Source organism: Shewanella sp. 10N.286.48.B5 (assembly GCF_002874355.2).
In the GTDB taxonomy this organism is placed as follows: Bacteria; Pseudomonadota; Gammaproteobacteria; order Enterobacterales; family Shewanellaceae; genus Shewanella.
The window spans coordinates 2,383,814-2,402,639 of record NZ_MCVG02000001.1 but is presented as its reverse complement, the minus strand read 5'-3'; the positions used below and the strand labels follow the sequence as shown (position 1 = coordinate 2,402,639).

Annotated in this window: 15 protein-coding genes; 3 read left to right on the top strand and 12 right to left on the bottom strand. The window is 42.3% G+C overall.

Features of this window, described 5'->3' with window-relative positions; genetic code table 11:
• Nucleotides 1-2: 2 nt before the first annotated feature.
• The 11 genes from BCU57_RS10270 to BCU57_RS10220 all read right to left on the bottom strand — a co-directional run bounded on the left by BCU57_RS10270 (nucleotide 3) and on the right by BCU57_RS10220 (nucleotide 13,028).
• Nucleotides 3-1,076 carry an efflux RND transporter periplasmic adaptor subunit gene (locus BCU57_RS10270; RefSeq protein ID WP_102437503.1) on the bottom strand — a complete coding sequence of 358 codons (1,074 nt, stop codon included), beginning with the start codon at nucleotides 1,074-1,076 and terminating at the stop codon, nucleotides 3-5.
• A 214-nt stretch (nucleotides 1,077-1,290) separates the two neighbouring features.
• The gene (locus tag BCU57_RS10265; protein ID WP_102437501.1) at nucleotides 1,291-2,583 is read right to left on the bottom strand and encodes an OmpP1/FadL family transporter; all 1,293 of its coding nucleotides are present in this window, start codon (nucleotides 2,581-2,583) and stop codon (nucleotides 1,291-1,293) included.
• A gap of 404 nt (nucleotides 2,584-2,987) precedes the next feature.
• Entirely contained in the window at nucleotides 2,988-4,439 is a 1,452-nt protein-coding gene (gene putP / locus BCU57_RS10260) for a sodium/proline symporter PutP (protein WP_102437499.1), read from the bottom strand.
• Between the two features lie 161 nt (nucleotides 4,440-4,600).
• Nucleotides 4,601-5,305 (bottom strand): DUF3379 domain-containing protein, encoded by a 705-nt coding sequence (locus BCU57_RS10255; protein WP_102437497.1) that lies wholly within the window; start codon nucleotides 5,303-5,305, stop codon nucleotides 4,601-4,603.
• Entirely contained in the window at nucleotides 5,298-5,861 is a 564-nt protein-coding gene (locus BCU57_RS10250; protein WP_102437495.1) for a sigma-70 family RNA polymerase sigma factor, read from the bottom strand. The genes BCU57_RS10255 and BCU57_RS10250 overlap by 8 nt, the downstream gene beginning before the upstream one ends.
• A gap of 96 nt (nucleotides 5,862-5,957) precedes the next feature.
• Nucleotides 5,958-7,580, bottom strand: coding sequence for a BatD family protein (locus BCU57_RS10245; protein WP_102437493.1), 1,623 nt, complete (start codon nucleotides 7,578-7,580; stop codon nucleotides 5,958-5,960).
• Nucleotides 7,574-9,562 carry a vWA domain-containing protein gene (locus BCU57_RS10240; RefSeq protein WP_102437491.1) on the bottom strand — a complete coding sequence of 663 codons (1,989 nt, stop codon included), beginning with the start codon at nucleotides 9,560-9,562 and terminating at the stop codon, nucleotides 7,574-7,576. The genes BCU57_RS10245 and BCU57_RS10240 overlap by 7 nt, the downstream gene beginning before the upstream one ends.
• Entirely contained in the window at nucleotides 9,562-10,566 is a 1,005-nt protein-coding gene (locus tag BCU57_RS10235) for a vWA domain-containing protein (RefSeq protein WP_102437489.1), read from the bottom strand. Before BCU57_RS10235 ends, BCU57_RS10240 begins: the two co-directional genes overlap by 1 nt.
• Nucleotides 10,554-11,105, bottom strand: coding sequence for a DUF4381 domain-containing protein (locus tag BCU57_RS10230; protein WP_102437488.1), 552 nt, complete (start codon nucleotides 11,103-11,105; stop codon nucleotides 10,554-10,556). The genes BCU57_RS10235 and BCU57_RS10230 overlap by 13 nt, the downstream gene beginning before the upstream one ends.
• Nucleotides 11,106-12,053 (bottom strand): DUF58 domain-containing protein, encoded by a 948-nt coding sequence (locus BCU57_RS10225; protein ID WP_241903488.1) that lies wholly within the window; start codon nucleotides 12,051-12,053, stop codon nucleotides 11,106-11,108.
• An 18-nt stretch (nucleotides 12,054-12,071) separates the two neighbouring features.
• Nucleotides 12,072-13,028 (bottom strand): AAA family ATPase, encoded by a 957-nt coding sequence (locus BCU57_RS10220; RefSeq protein ID WP_102437486.1) that lies wholly within the window; start codon nucleotides 13,026-13,028, stop codon nucleotides 12,072-12,074.
• 400 nt (nucleotides 13,029-13,428) lie between these two features.
• On the opposite strand from BCU57_RS10220, the gene fadI reads away from it, so the two are divergent.
• The 3 genes from fadI (at nucleotide 13,429) to BCU57_RS10205 (ending at nucleotide 17,317) form a co-directional block, all read left to right on the top strand.
• Complete coding sequence (fadI, locus tag BCU57_RS10215) at nucleotides 13,429-14,739, top strand: acetyl-CoA C-acyltransferase FadI (RefSeq protein ID WP_076537168.1); 1,311 nt, start codon at nucleotides 13,429-13,431, stop codon at nucleotides 14,737-14,739.
• A gap of 5 nt (nucleotides 14,740-14,744) precedes the next feature.
• Nucleotides 14,745-16,865 carry a fatty acid oxidation complex subunit alpha FadJ gene (gene fadJ, locus BCU57_RS10210; protein WP_102437484.1) on the top strand — a complete coding sequence of 707 codons (2,121 nt, stop codon included), beginning with the start codon at nucleotides 14,745-14,747 and terminating at the stop codon, nucleotides 16,863-16,865.
• A gap of 263 nt (nucleotides 16,866-17,128) precedes the next feature.
• A complete protein-coding gene (locus tag BCU57_RS10205; protein WP_241901111.1) occupies nucleotides 17,129-17,317 on the top strand; it encodes a hypothetical protein in 189 nt (62 codons plus the stop codon).
• A 198-nt stretch (nucleotides 17,318-17,515) separates the two neighbouring features.
• On the opposite strand, the gene BCU57_RS10200 is transcribed toward BCU57_RS10205, so the two are convergent.
• Nucleotides 17,516-18,745, bottom strand: coding sequence for a hypothetical protein (locus tag BCU57_RS10200; protein ID WP_413211427.1), 1,230 nt, complete (start codon nucleotides 18,743-18,745; stop codon nucleotides 17,516-17,518).
• Between the last annotated feature and the right edge of the window lie 81 nt (nucleotides 18,746-18,826).

Below are 18,826 nucleotides of genomic sequence, written 5' to 3'. Positions count from 1 at the left end.
AACTACTCCTTACTTTGGTTAGCTGCGCGCAGTAACACGTAGCGACTGGCGTTAAGGATAATTTCATCACCTTTATCAAGACCTGATAACACTTCAACGGTTTGCTGTTGCTTGTCAATTTTTCCGAGGCGAATTTGTGTTAACAAGGTGTGCTGACCCACTTTTCGGTACACGCCATCCAGATCATTGACCTGATAAAGAGCACTTAAGGGAATAATGACCACGTTGCTGGTTTTAACGGGTACCGCGATTTTAACCCATTGGCCGGTGAGTGCTTGAGGATGACTAAAGTTAATTCTTACTTGATGCTGATGACTGTTGGCATCGGCAAATTGGTAAACATTGATATCGTTGCTGATAACTTTTTCACCATTGGTTAAGGTTAATTCAAGCTGCTTAGCCGCTTGCAGGTTGGCTAAGTAACGCGAGGGAACATTAAAAGTGGCACGTAACTCTCGGGTATCAAAACCGGAAAATAATGGCTGACCATATGAAATGGTTTCACCGAGTTCAATAAAGCGTTCAGTCACTCGGCCTTCAAATGGCGCAGAAACCACAGTGTAATTTAAACTTTGTTTTGCTTTATTAAGCTGAGCTTTTGCCGCGGATACCGCTTGTCTACTGGATTTGGCATTGGCGGTTGCTTCATCCATTTGCCCTTGAGATATGGCCCCTTGAGGAAACAGCGCCGCATAACGAGTCAGTGTCGCTTGTGCTTCAAAGTTCATGGCTTCTGAACTGGCAAGCTGAGCCTCTGCCGCATTAAATTCTGCGGTCTGCTCATCACTGGTAATTTCAAGTAAAGACGCGCCCGCGGTGACCACATCATTGACATCATAATTGACCTGAATAATGCGCCCTGAGGTTTGTGCTGACACGGTAGCGGCTTTAATCGCTTCCACTTGTCCATCAATGATTATTGATGAAACAGACTCTGTTTCAGTGACTGTTAGGGTATCAAAAGCTTTATCGGTTTTTAGTTTGTCTGTATCAGCTATAGCGCTATAGCTAACAATAGCCAGCAAAGTAGGTATTACTGCACTAAATAAAGATAAGCGTTTGTGAAAGGTTGCCATGTACCACCTCAAAAATTTGTTTATGAGAAAATTCTAATGGACTTTAATGTTAAGCGCAATTCATTTATGAGAAAAATCTAATGAAAGTATAGCAGATATAAAAAAACCACCGATGGATCATCGATGGTTTTTAAATTATTAACCGTTTTAGTGATATAGAATAAGTTTTAATTACTCAATCTGTTTAATGAAGTCTGTTTAAGTCACTGTCTGCTTAAAAAGTGTAGTTGTACTGTAATGAGTAGTAGTTTGCACCTGATTCTGTATAAGCGCCAATAGAAGGAGTTAACAGGCTATCTTCGATAACATGGACTTTCTCGCCAGCAACCAGGGTGTAACCGAAATCAATGCTCGATTTTTCATTAATGTGGTAACTAAAACCTGCTGAGTACCACATACGGTCTGAATCAGGGATTGATAGCGATGATACTTCACCAACCACACCTTGGTCCTTTGCAATACCCGCTCTTACAGTCCATTTATCATTGATGTCATAAGTGGCACCAAGGCTTAAGAACCAAGAATCATCCCAGTTATAATGCTTAAGAATATAACTATCAGAGCCTTTATCACCATCTGTTAATTCGATGTTGTCGAAGTTACTCCAGCTGGTCCACTGGGCTGTATAATGGATAGCGAACTTGTCAGTTAGCTGATGAAAACCAGCAAGCTGGGCAATATCGGCCAGAGGGATATCTATTTCATCAAAATTTTCGGCTACCATAAGTGGTATTTTGCCTAGGTTAATATCTTGACCAAATGTAATGTCACCTGAAGCCTTCATGTTCGGGCTTTTGCGATAGCTTAAGCCGATTCTGTTATTTTCATTAATTTCATAAGCAAGACCGAAAATGGCGCCAAATCCCCAACCATCTGCATCAATATTGACAAGGTCTAGATCTGCAGGTAAATCGCCAATAGGCGTAGAGAATGTGTAATTACCTTGCCTAGTCAGTGTTCCCATACCTTTTATGGCATCAATACCCAGACCTAAACTCAAAGAATCGTTAATACGATATGAAACACTAGCATTAAAGTTAATGGTGGTCACTTCAGTATTACCCAATAAATCAATTGGGGTATTGATGTCATGACCTGAATTTAGCGGGGCTAAATCAGTGCCTGTACCGTAGTTACTGAATGCAGCGATACCAAAAGCCCATTTGTCGCTAATCGGGTTGATGTAATAAAAACTTGGGATAAGCTTAGCTTCTGCAGCATTATCAATCCCGCCTAAATATTGATCATCGCCAATCATGACATCACTAACTTCAACATTCACATCGGCATAACTACCAACAACCGAAATTGCTGATTTATCAAATAATGCCATTGCCGCTGGGTTGCGAGCCAATACTGAAGCGTTATCTGCGATGATGGCATCCCCCGCCATTGCGCGGCCTAAACCGGTTGCAGACTGGCTGTTGAGTTGAAAACCCGCTGCGAATGTTTGAGTACTTGCTAAAGCTACAGCTGCTGCCAGTAGTGTCTTGTTGAATTTAGTCATAATTATTGCTCATCTTTATTGTCGCATATGCATGAATACTGCATGTGTTCATATCACTGCCACTTATATTTGAGCGCATCTTAGGTAACACAAGTAAGCTATACAACTCCGACCAGTGACTTTTGGTGTTGCATTTTTGTTAATAATTTGAGCTGTTAAATATAATTGTGAGAAGGTCTTACAAACCTTTGTGGGAGTTAACGCTGTAATTTCAGTGGTTTGAGTTTGATTTTATAATGATAACTTTGTTAGGTTGCTGTAATTAAGAATTGTGACTAGGGCTGCTTTTTAGCTAACACCTGTACGCTGAGTTTAGAATCTTTACTCTAGAAATGAGCCAGCCGACTAATTGTTGTTAACGAAAAAGTCGGCAGGTGTTTACTAAGGGTTAACCTTGTAAAGCACTAAAGTGACTGGCGAAAGGCTTTGAATGAGGCCACCGTCTCTGTGCTTGCAGGAAATAGCTTACTGACTAAGATACCTGCCAATGAGGCGAGCAAAAATCCAGGGACTATTTCGTACAAGTCAAAAATACCACCAGAGAGTTGTTTCCAGACCACCACGGTCACCGCTCCGACAACAATTGTTGCTACAGCGCCGTTACGACTATATTGCTGCCAAAATAGTGATAGTAATACCACAGGGCCAAATGCTGCGCCAAAGCCTGCCCATGCGTAGCTCACTAACCCTAGGACACTGCTTTCAGGATTAAGTGCAATGACTGCGGCCACAATAGCAATGGCGATAACCCCCAAACGGCCCACGAGCATTAACTCTTTATTACTCGCATCGGGTTTAATCCATTTGCGATAAAAGTCTTCAGTTATTACGCTTGAACAAACCAAAAGCTGTGAATCAATGGTGCTCATGATCGCGGATAAAATTGCTGCAATTAACAAGCCGCCAACCCATGGATTAAACGCAGCATGGGCAAGGTGAATAAATACAGTTTCTGGGTTATCTAGGGGAGTGTCGGCAAAATACAAGGTACCAGCGATACCCGTTGCCAATGCACCAATCAGAGAAATACCCATCCAGCTCATAGCAATGCGACGAGATAACTTAATGTCTTTAGCGCTGCCAATGGCCATAAAGCGAGATAGAATATGTGGCTGGCCAAAATAACCTAAGCCCCAAGCCAGTAATGACACTAAGCCGATGACTGTGGTGTTTTCACTGACAAACGACAGCATGGCAGGGTCAAGTTGCTGCAGGTTTTCTTGAGTCTCAGGTTGGCTGAAGATGGCTACAGGTACAATAAGTAAGGCCACTAACATTAAACAGCCTTGGAAAAAGTCAGTCCAACTGACGGCAAAGAAACCGCCTACAAAAGTGTAAGAAACGATGATTACTGAACCTATAATGAGTGCTAAGGTGTAATCAAGGCCAAATACTTTTTCAAATAATATTGCGCCGCCAACCATACCTGATGAGGTATAAAAGGTGAAAAAGACTAAGATGGTGACCGCAGCAACCATTTTTAATACGCCTTGGTTATCATGAAAGCGATTTTCAAAAAAGTCAGGTAATGTCAGCGAGTTGTCAGCCAGTTCAGTGTAAATACGTAAACGTTTGGCGACAAAAAGCCAGTTGAGCCAGGCACCAAATATCAGTCCAAAACCAATCCAAGCTTCACCTAAGCCGCCTAAATACACTGCACCAGGTAAGCCAAGTAATAACCAACCTGACATATCTGATGCACCAACACTTAAGGCGGTGACAGCAGGGCCCATTTTTCGGCCACCCAGAATATAGTCGTCAACGGTATCTGTTTTACGATAAGCCCAGTAGCCAATCCCCATCATTAACGCGAGGTAGCCGATAAAAGTAATTAGAATGGGGGTTTCTATGGTCATGATACTTCCGTATTTTTATTATTGTGGCGCATATGCTAGCAGATGTATGAGCCAGTGCACAATTTGGGAAGTAAATTTGATGTGATAACAAGCACTCAATAAGTTTACATTGACTGCTTATTATCTAATTGATAGGAGATGGTTACAGGTTGTGACTATAACTAGATAAAGGTTTGCTCTATTTCAGATTTAACAAACTGTAAATCAGTATCTTGCTCTGCAACTAACATCATGAATGCCCCAGCTGTTTGAAAGCCCAAGCCCTGATAGTGTTGATCTGCAAAAGTTTCTTCGGTGACCATTCTATTTTCAGCCGGGACAATAAAGAGGGTGACTTTACCGTCTTTACCTTCCATCACTAAGTGCAAGCTTTTAACTCCTTGAAAGTCACAATAGGAGGTATAAAACACTTTTCCGGGCTGTTGAATGAATTTCGCGTTTTCTAAACCGCCAATACCAGCCAGTTTAAAATTAACATCTTCAAAGCCAACATTTTGATCAACCAGCATTGATTTGGGTTCATGGTATACATGAGCGAGCGCATGCTCAGCTAAGTCAACGGGGGCAAATTTTAACATGCTAAAACTTAAACCGATGACTAATGCCACGGATGCAGCCATAGCCATTAAATAACGAGTATGCTTTTTTTGCTCCTGATGTTTATTCAGTTGCTGACGTAATAATAATTTATCTGCTAAATCATTAGGCACATCAATATTAAGCGCATGGGTAAGCTTACTGTCTAATGTTTTTAATTCACTGACTAACTTTGCATCAGACTCAGACGCAGCAATTTGTGCCAAGAAATCTTCATCTTGGCTGTTGGGGTCGTCATAGGCATGGCGACGAAATTGTAGATCATCCATTTGATTGACCTCTAACTTCAGGAGACTCTAAAGCGTCTTTTAATTGATTACGGGCACGAAATAATCGCGTCATGACGGTGTTTCTATTAAGTTCAAGCAACTCTGCAATTTCTTCACCACTAAAACCGCCAATGAGTTGCAGCAGTAATGGCTCTCGATATTCAATCTCTAATAAGCCGATCTGTTTACGTAGCCAATATTGCTCTGTTTGCTCTTCGGTAGTGGAAGACTTTTGGTCTTCAAGCAACTCTTGCTCTACATCACTGTAGTCAAACTGCTTACGTTCAAATCGACGGGCATTCTCTCGGCGCAAGATAGTGATCAGCCATGCTTTAGCGGCTTTGTCATCTTTTAAAGAGTCAAGCGCACGCCATGCACGTAAAAAGGTTTCTTGAGTGACGTCTTCAGCAACATGTTTATCGCCGATAAGCCAATAGGCATATCGGAAGATATCTGCGTGAAGTGCCCGGACGAGGCTGTCGTATCGTCGTTGTTTAGTTAACATGTCAGATATGACCGTGGGTTCGGACTTTTTATTTCGCAAGCTATCAAACATTTTTATCTTTTTGTTAAAAATATTATGTTCGATAGCTTAAAAGGTTACTGATGAATAGCAAGTATAATTATGCTTGCTATTCAATCAGTTTATTCGTTAAGGGTTTAACGAACTCAGTGCAGATGGGGAGTTTACTGCAGAATTATGACTGTAACTCTCAATGGCTTTTAATAAAGCCGCTTTATCAACAAATGTTGAAGATTGGCTGTATTTAGCCTGCTGTAATTGATGAGTTGCTTGAGCTAGCGCAGTTGATAACTGGCTAATATCAGCCAAGTTCATTGGTTTGTTTAGTAATGTAGAAAAATGCTGCTGCAGTAATGTAATGACTTGAGATACATCATTTTTATCACAGGCACTGCTAATGTCTTTGATGCTCACTCGAGCAGAGGAGGACTGAACATCAACATTTTCAGAGGTAACTGTTAGCGACTTTTGCTTACGGGCGTTTAACCACAGGGCGATTGTGATAAGCCATAATGCGGCAAATAGCAGTGTTAACCAAGGCCAAAAACCAGGATTATTGCTGGGCTGTGTAACCTCAGGTGTAATTGGCGTTGGTGCTTGTTCTGGATTAGCCGCAATGGTCACTGTTCTTGCTGGAATGGTGGTAAATTGCTGCTGGCGTAGCTGCGAGTTCCACCACGGAATTGTAATTTCAGGAAGGGTAAATGTTCCAGCTTTGGTTGGCACGATAGCCGTGGTAAGGCTGTACTGAGCCACTACATGGTTTTCTCTAAGTACAGTTTGTCTAACTGGTTTTTCTGGATATGATTTCAGCGCACTTGGCATAGCTAATTCAATGTCAGGCAGGCTATTACTGTCAGCATTAGATGCGATGATATTAATGGTGCGGGTGATTGGGCTACCCACTTCAAATTCACTGCTGTCTTCAGGCCACACTTCTTTAGCGATTAATAAATCACTGACGAGCCAATCACCTTGATAGCTGTCAGGTATGGGTTTAATTATGATTTCAGTATCTTCAGCAGCAGCTTGCATCGGACGGCTTTCATTAAAGCCAAACATGCCGCCACGTCGTGGTGCTTCAACTAAAATATCACCTGAAAAACTCGCACCTTTAATGGCGAGTTTACCTGGAGTATCGGCAATCATGGCATAGGTTCGCTCAATTACGCGAAAACGGCGGCCATTAACCACTTCAACACTGTCTTGATCTTCGCCAAGCTGCTTGATCTCAGCACCTGATATTTCTGGGGCGCTAATGACACCACGCTGTAATTCAGCAGCTAAAAATAGCTTAACTTTATAGGTAATTAATTGGCCCACATAAGCTTCTTGAGTGCTAACTTCGCCTTCCACAAACAAATTGCGCATTTGCTGAGGCTGGGAGCCAGCATCTAAAACCGTTAACTCGATGGGATTAGATTGAATACCTTCCATAGTAAAGGCAGGAATAGTCACAGTGCCGCTATTTTTAGCCGATAATAATACTTGCCAGCGGGTTTCTTTACTGGAGTTGAAGTTAACGATTTGCGTGCTTCGTCCTACGCTAGTGCGGCCGACAACAAAGTCTTTTAGCAATATTGAGGTGTCTAATGAGCCTGCATTAACATCATCATCTGCGGTGACGTTTAATACAAAATACTCACCTTGCATGACGGGGTTACGGTCCACCGTTGCTTGAATGTTAGTGACCGCGAGTGCTTGCCCTGTAAAAAGAATAGCGACTAGGGCTAAAATGATTCTGTTTACCACTGTTGTTTATCCTTAGGAAGTTGGCCGTTTTGACGACGCTTTTGATATTCCAATAGCATTTTGTTTCTAATTAATACTTGTGGATCTTCACTGACTGCGCGAAGTGCTCTTTCTAAATCTGCTGGCAGCGGCTCTTCAGATAAAGCCGATGAGGCCACTGGTGTGCCAGACTCAGATTCTGGCTGTTGTTCTGATGTTTCAGCAGCTTGAGCTTGTTGTTGAGTCTTGTCTTGTTGCTCAGCAGTTTCAGGCTCAGCTTGAGCTTGGTTATCTTGACTGTTAGCTTGCATTTCAGCTTCATTATTATCGGCTTGTTGCTCATTTTGTTGAGATGAAGCTGATGAACTTTCGTCAGCCTCATTGGGGCTGTCATCTTGTTGAGAGTCACTAGATTGCTGATCCTGCTGAGAATCATTCGCAGATTGCTCTTCTTGTGACGGGTCATTTTGAGACTGCTGCTGTTGAGATTGCTCAGAGCTAGACTCATCACTTTGAGATTGATCTTGCTGTGATTGATCTCCTTGAGATTGATCATTTGATGACTGCTCATCATTTGACTTCTGGTCAGATGATTGGTTGTCATCACTTTGCTGATCCTGCTCCGACTGTTGCTCTTGTTGCTGCTTCATTTGCTCAGCCAAAGCGAGGTTTTTCTCGGCCTGAGGAAAATCTGCTTGTTGAGTTAATGCTTGCTTATAACGCTTTATCGCCTGATCAATTTTATTCAGCTGCAGTAAACTATTGGCTTGATTATATAAACCATTGGCAGAGTCATCTTGCTCAAAACCGCTTAAGGCATTTTCATAGTCACCAGCCTTATATTGGGCGCTAGCTTGCCATTGAGGCTGGTCAAATTGCTCGGCAGCTTTAGAATAGTCTTCTGCTGATTGAGCCTGATTAAATTGCTCTGAGGCTTGTTGATCGGCGGTTTGCCATAAATCATCCCAGCTATTAGCTGAAGCAGGAGTTGGCTGCATCAATAAGCCTAGCGTGAGGACACTCACCATAGGCAGTACTGTAAACCTAAAACTCAGCAGTACTGGAATAATCAACAGGAGGGCAATATAAGGGCCTAAATCTTGCCAAGCTTCACCTTCAAGTTCGGTGGCTTTTGCATTACCATCATTAGCAAGCCATGCTTCGAGTTGGCCCAGTGCTGCGCCGTCTGCCCGTGCTGGTAACATTAAACCGCCAGTGGGAGTAACCAATTTATCAAGCAATGAAAAGTCAGTTTTATCAACCACGATCTCACCGGCATTATCGCGCATGAGCTGACCATCTGGCAGCTGTATTGCTGCGCCTTGTTGGCTACCAAATGCCATCACCGATACTCGATATCGACTGCCATCCAGCGCTTTTGCTGCCTGCGCATATTGGGCTGCATTAACACCATCGGTCATCACAATAATATCACCGCTGATATGCCCGCCTTGACCTAATAACTGTTGGGCAAGGGTAAGGGCGGCGGCTAAATCTGAGCCTCTAACGGGCATAATGTCCGGGCTTAAGGTTGGGAGCAGATTTAATAGGGTAGAGCTATCACGGGTTAACGGACTAATAGTAAATGCATCTCCCGCAAAAGCGATTAACCCAGTTTCACCTTCTTTTAAATTGGTTAAAAAATCGGTGGCTCGATATTTGGCCTGGGATAGTCGATTAGGTTTTTGATCGGTTGCATACATGGATAAAGACATATCCATTACCAGTACACGCCCTTGCTCGCTAGCGAACACAGGTAGGCTTTGTTTATTCACGGCAGGGCCCGATATGGCCACAACCGCAATAAACCAACACAGCATTAATAACCATTTGGGTTGTTTTTTGATGTGTGCAGACTCACTGATCAGGGTGCTAGCAAGGTGAGGGGCAATATAGTGTTGCCATGCAGAGTTATTTTTACTCTGGCGCCACAAAAATAGTCCAATAATGGTTAATGGAATTAAGGCCAATAGCCATTCAGGGCGGATAAAATGCAAACTCATTATTTATCCTCCTTGTAAAAGGCTGAAGTCAGATTTTTAGGTAAATTCATTTGACTACGTAGACTAATACTTAAACTGATTAATAACGCTAACAACAATGGCCAGTAAAATAACTCGCTTTGGGGGCGGTAGGTTAATTGGTCGCGACTGACAGGCTCTAATTCATCAATTTTTTGATAAATTTCTTCTAGCTCTTCGCTATTACGGGCTCTAAAGTAATGACCATTGGTCATTTCTGCAAGCTGTTGTAATTGCGCTTCATCAAGATCTGCTGACGGGTTTACTTTTTCAGTACCGAAAATACTGCGTCTTTCCAGTATTTCAGCGCCAACACCGACGGTATAAATAGTGACATTGCGCTCTGCAGCGATGCGAGCTGCCACTTCAGGTTCTATGTTACCTGCGTTATTTGAACCATCGGTGAGTAAAATGAGCACTCGGTTACTGTCGTTAACGTTATCAAAGCGTCTCACCGCCAATGCAATTGATTCACCAATGGCGGTTTGTTTGCCCACTAGGCCAATTTGACTCTCGGCGAGAAACTTTGCCACCGAGCGTCTATCTTGGGTCAGTGGCGCTTGTAAATAGGCGTGATCGGCAAATAAAATTAACCCAAGGCGATCGCCATTACGGCGTTCGATAAAGTCGCCAATCACATGTTTAATAAGGGTCAATCTATCAACCGTTTTGCCTTCAACAACCATGTCTTCAATTTGCATACTGCCGGATAAATCGACTGCCAGCATTAAGTCGCGCCCTTCAGATGGCAGCTCTATAGGCTCGCCTAACCATTGGGGCCTGACAAGTGCGCACAATAAACATGCCCACATTAACCAATACAATTTACGGGATGGTTTGTCAGCATGGCTTGATATGACCTGATCAGCATTAGCGATGCCAGGAAGTTGCAGGTGACCGCCATTATTTTTTGAAACGCGCTTTGGTTTTAACAGCCAAGGTAATGGCAATAAAAGCAATAACCACGGCCATGCTATTGAGAACATGATGCCTCCTGTGGACTATTTGCTTGAGTATTTGCGCTGTTAGCGTTGCTTTTGATGGCATTAAGGGGCGCAAAGCGAGCTTTTTTAGTTAACCAAGACTTGGCTAACTTAAATAACTGCTGCTTTTCAGCTGCATTTAAGCCACAAGCTTGATAACGCTTGGCTAATAACAAGCCAATTTGGCCTTGCTCTGCTTGCGGTAACCTTAGCTCAAGCCATTTGAACCATTGGTCGCCATCAAGTTGTGCAAAATCCTGTCTGGGTAAATAACTCAAGGCAGTTCGTTTTAGTAAGCTATTAATCTGGCTTGGGTATTGACTGTCATTTATATCAAGTTGCTGTAGTTGCGCTAATGCGGCCTTTCTCGGGGCGTGATATTTGGCACGTTTTCGCAGCTTGATGAAAGTGATGACACCAGCCGCGATAATGATAATCGCCACTAGCCAATAACCGGGGGCAATGGGCAATTGTGATATTGGCTGCGGCAGCACGATATCTTCCATTTGCATTAATGCGGGATTGATTTGAGGAGCATTCATCTAACGTAATAGTTCCAATTGATCGCTAAGACTCTTACCTGCATCGATAAAGCGGGTTTGAACTTTGAGCATTTTCATTAATTCAATAAACTGTTGTTGACGAGCTAACTGTTCATTTAACCACACATTGTAGCTATGGCGAGTTAAGGTAAGTTGTTGCTTACCATCACGTACAGGCAGTGAAAATCGCTTTGGTAACGCTAAAGTGCCTTGTCGTAATGGGTCTGTAATAATAAAGGCACCCACATCACAATGGCGTTTAAGCTCGGTGAGTGCCGCTAAACATTCTTGGCTAAAGTGCTGGCCATCAGTAATTATCCATACCAGTGAGCCGGGTTTAGCGATGCGTTGCAATCGCTGGCAAGCCCGTAAAATATGCTGGGGATCTTGGGGTAATTCATCAAAGTGATTTAACTGGTTTTGATGCACTTTGATTAATGCTGATGTGAGCTGCAAAATACCTTGTCGGCGACTGCGGGGTTTTAACTCCACATGTTCGGTTTCACTGGCAATCAATGCCCCCAAACGGTCACCGTGGTTAATGGCGTTCCAGCCAAGTGTTGCTGCGACATGGGCGGCTTGCAGAGACTGTAAAAGCAAACTCGAGCCAAAAAATAAGCTATGACTTAGATCGACCAGCAAGATAATAGGGCGTTCACGTTCTTCAATAAATAATTTGGTGTGGGCCTTGCCAGTTCTGGCCGTAACGCGCCAGTCTATGGTGCGCACATCATCACCATTTTGATAATGTCGCACTTCGGCAAATTCCATTCCACGCCCTTTTATGAGGCTGCTTCTATGGCCTGCAAGGCTGGCTTTTGCGCGGCTACGTTTCTCAGGCATCGCACGGGCAATACTCTGGCAACTTATTAGCTCTTGCTCATTAAGGTTGACGCCATTACTAAATAGCGGCAACTCTTTTTCAATTGACATAGCGGTTACTGACATAGTGGCTATAACTCAACATTAAGGTACAGCCACTTGGCTTAAAATATGATTAATGACGTGATCTGCACTAATCCCTTCTGCCTGTGCCTGATAACTCAACAGTAGACGGTGGCGTAAAACATTAGGCGCCACAGCTTGAATATCTTCAGGTGAGACAAAATCGCGTTGATGTAACCAGGCTCTGGCTCGCGCGCAGCGCTCTAATGAAATTGAAGCGCGGGGACTCACGCCGTATTCAAGCCACTTGGCTAGTTCTGGGCTATAACGCTCTGGCTGACGAGTGGCCATAATAATTTCTACGATATAGCTTTCAAGGGGCTCAGCTAAGTACAGTTCCATCGCTTGTTCACGGGCAGAAAATACATCTGCTTGTACCACAGGCTCGATGGTCGGTAACTGATGAGTCAGTGCTTCGTTACGAGACTGACGCAAAATCTGACGCTCGGTATCGGCACTTGGGTAATCTAAATTTAAGTGCATTAAGAAGCGATCTAATTGCGCTTCAGGTAGCGGGTAAGTCCCTTCGTTTTCAAGTGGGTTTTGGGTTGCCATCACTAAAAAGAGTTTTGGCAGCGGGTAACTGTGTTTACCTACGGTTACTTGTCCTTCAGCCATGGCTTCAAGTAAAGCGGATTGTACCTTCGCTGGAGCGCGGTTAATTTCATCGGCAAGGATTAAGTTATGGAAAATCGGCCCCGCTTCAAATTCAAAGGTACCCGTTTGAGCGCGATAGATATCGGTGCCGGTTAAGTCCGCTGGTAATAAATCAGGCGTGAACTGGATGCGATGAAAGTCGCCTTCAACGCCATCACATAATGCTTTTACTGCACGGGTTTTGGCTAAACCTGGAGGGCCTTCAACCAGTAAATGACCATCGGCAATAAGTGCGATGAGCATATTTTCAGTTAAAACCGGTTGTCCCAAAATGACATTATCTAAATAAGCGCGTAAAGAATGAAATCGACTCAAAGGCATGATGATACTCAAATTTATTGTCTAAAAAACGTTATCTAATTCACTCTATGTTAATGAATTTTATTGGCCTTTGGCTAGTAGCATTAACAGAATTTCATTTTTATTTATTCGTGGTGTTCATTAGCTGCAACTAAAGGTGCGTTAGCTAGCTTTAATCGATACTTAAATATATTAATAAAGCTAATGCTCTAAAGTTTAACCTTCTGTATTTAATATATAAATCTCAATTGGGTTGTTAATTTTGTTGGAAATTGTCAGGTTATTTTCATACGGGTGTTTTAAACTTGCTAATTAAAAGTTAGAATCAGATCACACTTTTATGGTCAGACCAGATAACGCTGACAAAATGGATTTTCACTGAAAAGCCTATAAAGGCTAAACAATTAAAAGAGGGTGAACAATGAGTGATAGACAACAAGTAACCAATGCCCGCGGCGAGCGCATTGCAATTGTAGCGGGTTTACGAACGCCTTTTGCCAAACAAGCCACCGCATTTCATGGCGTTTCAGCTTTAGATATGGGCAAAATGGTGGTTAATGAATTGCTTTCTCGCTCAGAGTTAGACCCAAAAACCATTGAGCAATTAGTTTATGGTCAAGTTGTGCAAATGCCTGCTGCGCCAAATATTGCTCGTGAAATCGTATTAGGCACTGGCATGGATGTATCAACGGATGCTTACAGTGTCACTCGTGCTTGTGCGACAAGTTTTCAATCGGCAGTGAATGTGGCTGAGTCAATCATGACTGGTAATGTTGAAATTGGTATTGCTGGCGGCGCAGATTCATCTTCTGTTTTACCGATTGGCGTGTCAAAAAAGCTGGCTCATGCGCTAGTGGACTTAAATAAGGCCCGTACCTTTAAACAAAAATTCGCCATTGCACGTCGTTTGGGTTTAAAAGACTTAATGCCGGTACCGCCAGCGGTTGCAGAATATTCTACCGGTTTGTCAATGGGGCAAACGGCTGAGCAAATGGCTAAGACCTATTCAATTAGCCGCGCCGATCAAGATGCACTGGCTCATCGCTCACATACTCTGGCAACAGAAACTTGGAACTCAGGTAATTTACGCGATGAAGTGATGACGGCTCATGTGCCTCCTTATAAGCAGTTTATTGATCGTGATAACAACATTCGTGAAAACTCAGTTTTAGAGTCTTACGCTAAATTACGTCCAGCTTTTGATCGCAAACATGGTTCAGTTACCGCAGCCAACAGTACGCCGCTAACTGATGGCGCATCAGCAATTATCTTAATGAGTGAAGGCCGTGCCAAAGCATTAGGTTATCAGCCTATTGGTTACATTAAGAGCTATGCCTTTACTGCCATTGATGTTTGGCAAGATATGTTAATGGGGCCATCTTATGCTACGCCGCTAGCACTAAAGCGTGCTGGTATGCAGTTAGAAGATTTAACCTTAATTGAAATGCATGAAGCATTTGCAGCGCAAACCTTAGCCAACATGCAAATGTTTGGCTCTAAAAAGTTTGCTGCAGAAAAGTTAGGCCAAAATCGTGCGATTGGTGAAATCGATATGAGTAAATTTAACGTACTAGGTGGTTCATTAGCTTATGGGCATCCATTTGCGGCTACGGGTACGCGTTTGATCACTCAAGTATGTCGTGAACTTAAACGCCGTGGTGGTGGAACCGGTTTAGCCACAGCCTGTGCAGCAGGTGGTCTTGGCGCTGCAATGATAGTAGAAGTGGAGTAATTCTGATGGAAAAGACATTTAATTTACAACGCCGTGAAGACGGTATTGCGGTTTTGACTATGGATGTTCCTGGTGAAACCATGAACACCTTAAAAGCAGAATTTGGCCCAGAAATTAGTGACATTTTTACCGAGATAAAAACTGACGCTAGCATTAAAGGTTTAGTGATTATTTCAGGAAAATCTGACTCTTTTGTTGCTGGCGCTGACATCACCATGTTAGATGCCTGTACCAGTGTTGCTGCTGCCAAAGAACTATCACAACAAGGGCATGTGGTATTTAATGAATTAGAAAACCTCACTATACCGGTTGTTGCTGCTATTAACGGTGCCTGCTTAGGTGGTGGATTAGAGCTAGCGCTAGCGTGTCATTTGCGTGTGTGCAGCGACAGTAAGAAAACTATTATGGGTGTGCCTGAAGTTCAACTTGGGTTATTACCAGGTGGCGGGGGAACCCAACGTTTACCAAGAAAAGTCGGTATTACTACAGCGCTCGATATGATGCTAACAGGTAAGCAGCTGCGTCCGAAACAAGCACTGAAAATAGCCTTGGTTGATGACGTTGTTCCAGAGTCTATTTTGCTTGAGACTGCAGTTGCCATGGCAAAAAAAGGCAAGTCTGCTGCTAAAGTGGTTAAAAAGTCTGCTTTAAACAAGTTGCTTGAATCAACCAGTACGACTCGTGACATTATTTTTGATCAAGCCGCTAAACAAGTGATGAAGAAAACCCAGGGTAATTATCCAGCTCCTGCTAAAATCATTGATTGTGTTAAGCAGGGTATGAATAAAGGCATGATCAAAGGCTTAGAAGTTGAAGCAAGTCATTTTGCTGAACTTATTATGTCACCAGAGTCAGAAGCGCTTCGTAGTATATTCCTTGCAACCACAGAAATGAAAAAAGAAACCGGTGCAGAAGGGGGCAAACCTCGCAAAGTGAACAAGGCACTGGTTATTGGTGGTGGCTTAATGGGTGGCGGAATAGCCTCTGTGACGACAACCAAAGCTAAAATTCCTGCTCGTGTTAAAGATATCAATGAAACCGGCTTAAGTAATGCGTTGGCTTATGCTTATAAGTTGTTAGCCAAAGGCGTTAAGCGCCGTCATATGACTCCGGCAGTTAGAGATAATCTAATGGCGTTAATGACGACAACCACTGAATATAGCGGCGTAAAAGATGCTGATATCGTAGTAGAAGCAGTATTTGAAGATTTAGCATTAAAACATCAAATGGTGAAAGATGTAGAACGTGAATGTCATGAAAATACTATCTTTGCATCTAACACATCTTCATTACCAATCAGCCAAATTGCCGAAGCGGCCAGTCGACCTGAAAATGTGATTGGTCTGCATTATTTCTCGCCAGTTGAGAAAATGCCGTTAGTGGAAGTGATTGCGCACAAGAAAACCTCTCCAGAAACCATTGCTACGACAGTGGCCTTTGCTCGTAAGCAAGGTAAGACACCGATTGTTGTTCAAGACGGGGCCGGTTTTTATGTAAATCGTATTTTAGCCTTATACATGAATGAAGCTGCGCAAGTGCTTCTTGAAGGGCAAAAAATTGAATTTTTAGATAAAGCGTTAGTTAAGTTTGGTTTCCCTGTAGGACCTATTACTTTGCTAGACGAGGTAGGTATTGATGTTGGTGCTAAGATCGCGCCGATCTTAACTAAAGAACTGGGTGAGCGCTTTGAAGCTCCAAGTGCATTTGATAAGTTACTTGCAGATGACCGTAAAGGCCGTAAAAACGGCAAAGGTTTTTACCAATACGGCAACAAGAAAAACAAAGCTAAGCTAGTGGATGAAAGTGTATATCAAGTACTAGGCATTAATAATCAGTTAAGTGGTAGTGAAAGCGATATTGCTATGCGTTGTGTTGTGCAGATGCTAAACGAAGCTGTTCGTTGTTTAGATGAAGGCATTATTGCCAATGCAAGAGACGGTGATATCGGTGCTATTTTTGGAATTGGTTTTCCGCCATTCTTAGGCGGTCCTTTCCGTTATATGGATACCATGGGGATCAATAATCTAGTGTCAAAATTACGTCAGTATCAGCAATTACATGGCGAAAGATTTGCCCCTTGTGAAAGGTTAGTCAAAATGGCTGATGAGGGAGCGAGTTTTTATTAGTCTAAACTAAGACTTTAAGGATTACACATTTAACAAAGCGGCAACAGGATGCCGCTTTTTCATTCTAAAGTGGCAGGGATTTGCCTGTTTTATGTACGCTGCGGAATATTTTGACTGTGGCTCAATTAAAAATCCCCATAGCTTTGAGTATTTGGCTTGGTTATAATGTGACCAAAGCTAGCATTGAACACAAAAACTTAATGCTACGAGCTTAAGAAATGATGTTAACTGAATGAATTGTAGAGGTTTCAGTGGTATTTCTAGTGTTTATTATTTCAATCTTATCGGCGATTTATCTTGGCAATTGTGCTTTTGCTCAAGGTATGGCAGTAAAAAGATGGTCATTTGCCGGTTTGTTGATGGGCCCTCTGGCTTACCCATTGTTCAACAGTCATAAATATTTATTAACCCGTAAACTAGCGGTTAGTAATGAACAGCAACAATACTTTTAGCAAATTCCGCGTATTAAAAAGGGAGCTAATGCTCCCTTTTTCTTTGCCTGTAAAATATCACTACAAGACTTAGTTCCACCATGCTTTAGCTGGGATGACCTCTAGATGCTCAAGGCCTTCAGGTAATTTAACTTTCTTACGTTGCGGCTGTGCAATTCCTAGTGCTTTTAATAAAGAGTTAAACATAATTTTATCTCCTTAAGCGATGCTTGAATTGGTGTATTTAATGTATGGGTTATGGGCAAATTTTGTTGTCGATTCTGAATACTTTATGTAAGGGTTGTGAGCAAGTTCAGTCGTTGCTTCTGAGTACTTGATATAAGGGTTATGAGCTAACTCAGTCGTTGCTTCTGAATACTTAATATAAGGATTGTGAGCTAATTCAGTCGTTGCTTCTGAATACTTGATATAAGGATTGTGAGCAAGTTCAGTCGTTGATTCTGAGTATTTGATATAAGGGTTGTGAGCTAATTCAGTCGTTGCTTCTGAATACTTGATATAAGGATTGTGAGCAAGTTCAGTCGTTGCTTCTGAGTACTTGATATAAGGGTTATGAGCTAACTCAGTCGTTGCTTCTGAATACTTAATATAAGGATTATGAGCTAATTCAGTCGTTGTTTCTGAGTACTTGATATAAGGATTATGAGCAAGTTTAGTCGTTGCTTCTGAGTACTTGATATAAGGGTTGTGAGCTAACTCAGTTGTTGCTTCTGAATACTTGATATAAGGATTATGAGCTAACTCAGTCGTTGCTTCTGAATACTTGATATAAGGATTATGAGCTAACTCAGTTGTTGCTTCTGAGTACTTGATATAAGGGTTGTGAGCTAATTCAGTCGTTGTTTCTGAATACTTGATATAAGGGTTGTGAGCAAGTTCAGTCGTTGCTCCTGAATACTTGATATAAGGATTATGAGCAAGTTCAGTCGTTGCTTCTGAGTACTTGATATAAGGGTTGTGAGCGAATTCAGTCGTTGCTTCTGAATACTTGATATAAGGATTGTGAGCAAGTTCAGTCGTTGCTCCTGAATACTTGATATAAGGATTATGAGCAAGTTCAGTCGTTGCTTCTGAGTACTTGATATAAGGGTTGTGAGCGAATTCAGTCGTTGCTTCTGAATACTTGATGTAAGGATTATGAGCTAACTCAGTTGTTGCTTCTGAATACTTGATATAAGGATTGTGAGCTAATTCAGTCGTTGTTTCTGAGTACTTGATATAAGGATTATGGGCTAACTCAGTTGTTGCTTCTGAATACTTGATATAAGGGTTATGAGCTAGCTTAGTTTTTAATTTTAAGTGTTTGCTATATGGGGTGCCAATATATTGACCTTGGTTAGGTAGGTTAACTAATACTGTTTCCGTTGTATTAATAGCGGCGTTAGAAGTTGAAGATAATACTGCAGCTACGATAATTCCATTAATCATTTTTAAATCTCTCTATTCAGGGTTAATTAAAGTGTTAACTTTTATTTGACATCTGAATAGAGAGTTGCAGTTGTTATGCCA

What these genes read in the sequence shown, in the direction of transcription:
- BCU57_RS10255 (WP_102437497.1), bottom strand. Translation starts at nt 5,305, where the DNA reads ATGGATGATCTACAATTTCGTCGCCATGCCTATGACGACCCCAACAGC.
- BCU57_RS10225 (WP_241903488.1), bottom strand. Translation starts at nt 12,053, where the DNA reads ATGTCAGTAACCGCTATGTCAATTGAAAAAGAGTTGCCGCTATTTAGT.
- fadI (WP_076537168.1), top strand. Translation starts at nt 13,429, where the DNA reads ATGAGTGATAGACAACAAGTAACCAATGCCCGCGGCGAGCGCATTGCA.
- BCU57_RS10200 (WP_413211427.1), bottom strand. Translation starts at nt 18,745, where the DNA reads ATGATTAATGGAATTATCGTAGCTGCAGTATTATCTTCAACTTCTAAC.
- BCU57_RS10265 (WP_102437501.1), bottom strand. Translation starts at nt 2,583, where the DNA reads ATGACTAAATTCAACAAGACACTACTGGCAGCAGCTGTAGCTTTAGCA.
- BCU57_RS10240 (WP_102437491.1), bottom strand. Translation starts at nt 9,562, where the DNA reads ATGAGTTTGCATTTTATCCGCCCTGAATGGCTATTGGCCTTAATTCCA.
- BCU57_RS10270 (WP_102437503.1), bottom strand. Translation starts at nt 1,076, where the DNA reads ATGGCAACCTTTCACAAACGCTTATCTTTATTTAGTGCAGTAATACCT.
- fadJ (WP_102437484.1), top strand. Translation starts at nt 14,745, where the DNA reads ATGGAAAAGACATTTAATTTACAACGCCGTGAAGACGGTATTGCGGTT.
- BCU57_RS10230 (WP_102437488.1), bottom strand. Translation starts at nt 11,105, where the DNA reads ATGAATGCTCCTCAAATCAATCCCGCATTAATGCAAATGGAAGATATC.
- putP (WP_102437499.1), bottom strand. Translation starts at nt 4,439, where the DNA reads ATGACCATAGAAACCCCCATTCTAATTACTTTTATCGGCTACCTCGCG.
- BCU57_RS10235 (WP_102437489.1), bottom strand. Translation starts at nt 10,566, where the DNA reads ATGTTCTCAATAGCATGGCCGTGGTTATTGCTTTTATTGCCATTACCT.
- BCU57_RS10220 (WP_102437486.1), bottom strand. Translation starts at nt 13,028, where the DNA reads ATGCCTTTGAGTCGATTTCATTCTTTACGCGCTTATTTAGATAATGTC.
- BCU57_RS10250 (WP_102437495.1), bottom strand. Translation starts at nt 5,861, where the DNA reads ATGTTTGATAGCTTGCGAAATAAAAAGTCCGAACCCACGGTCATATCT.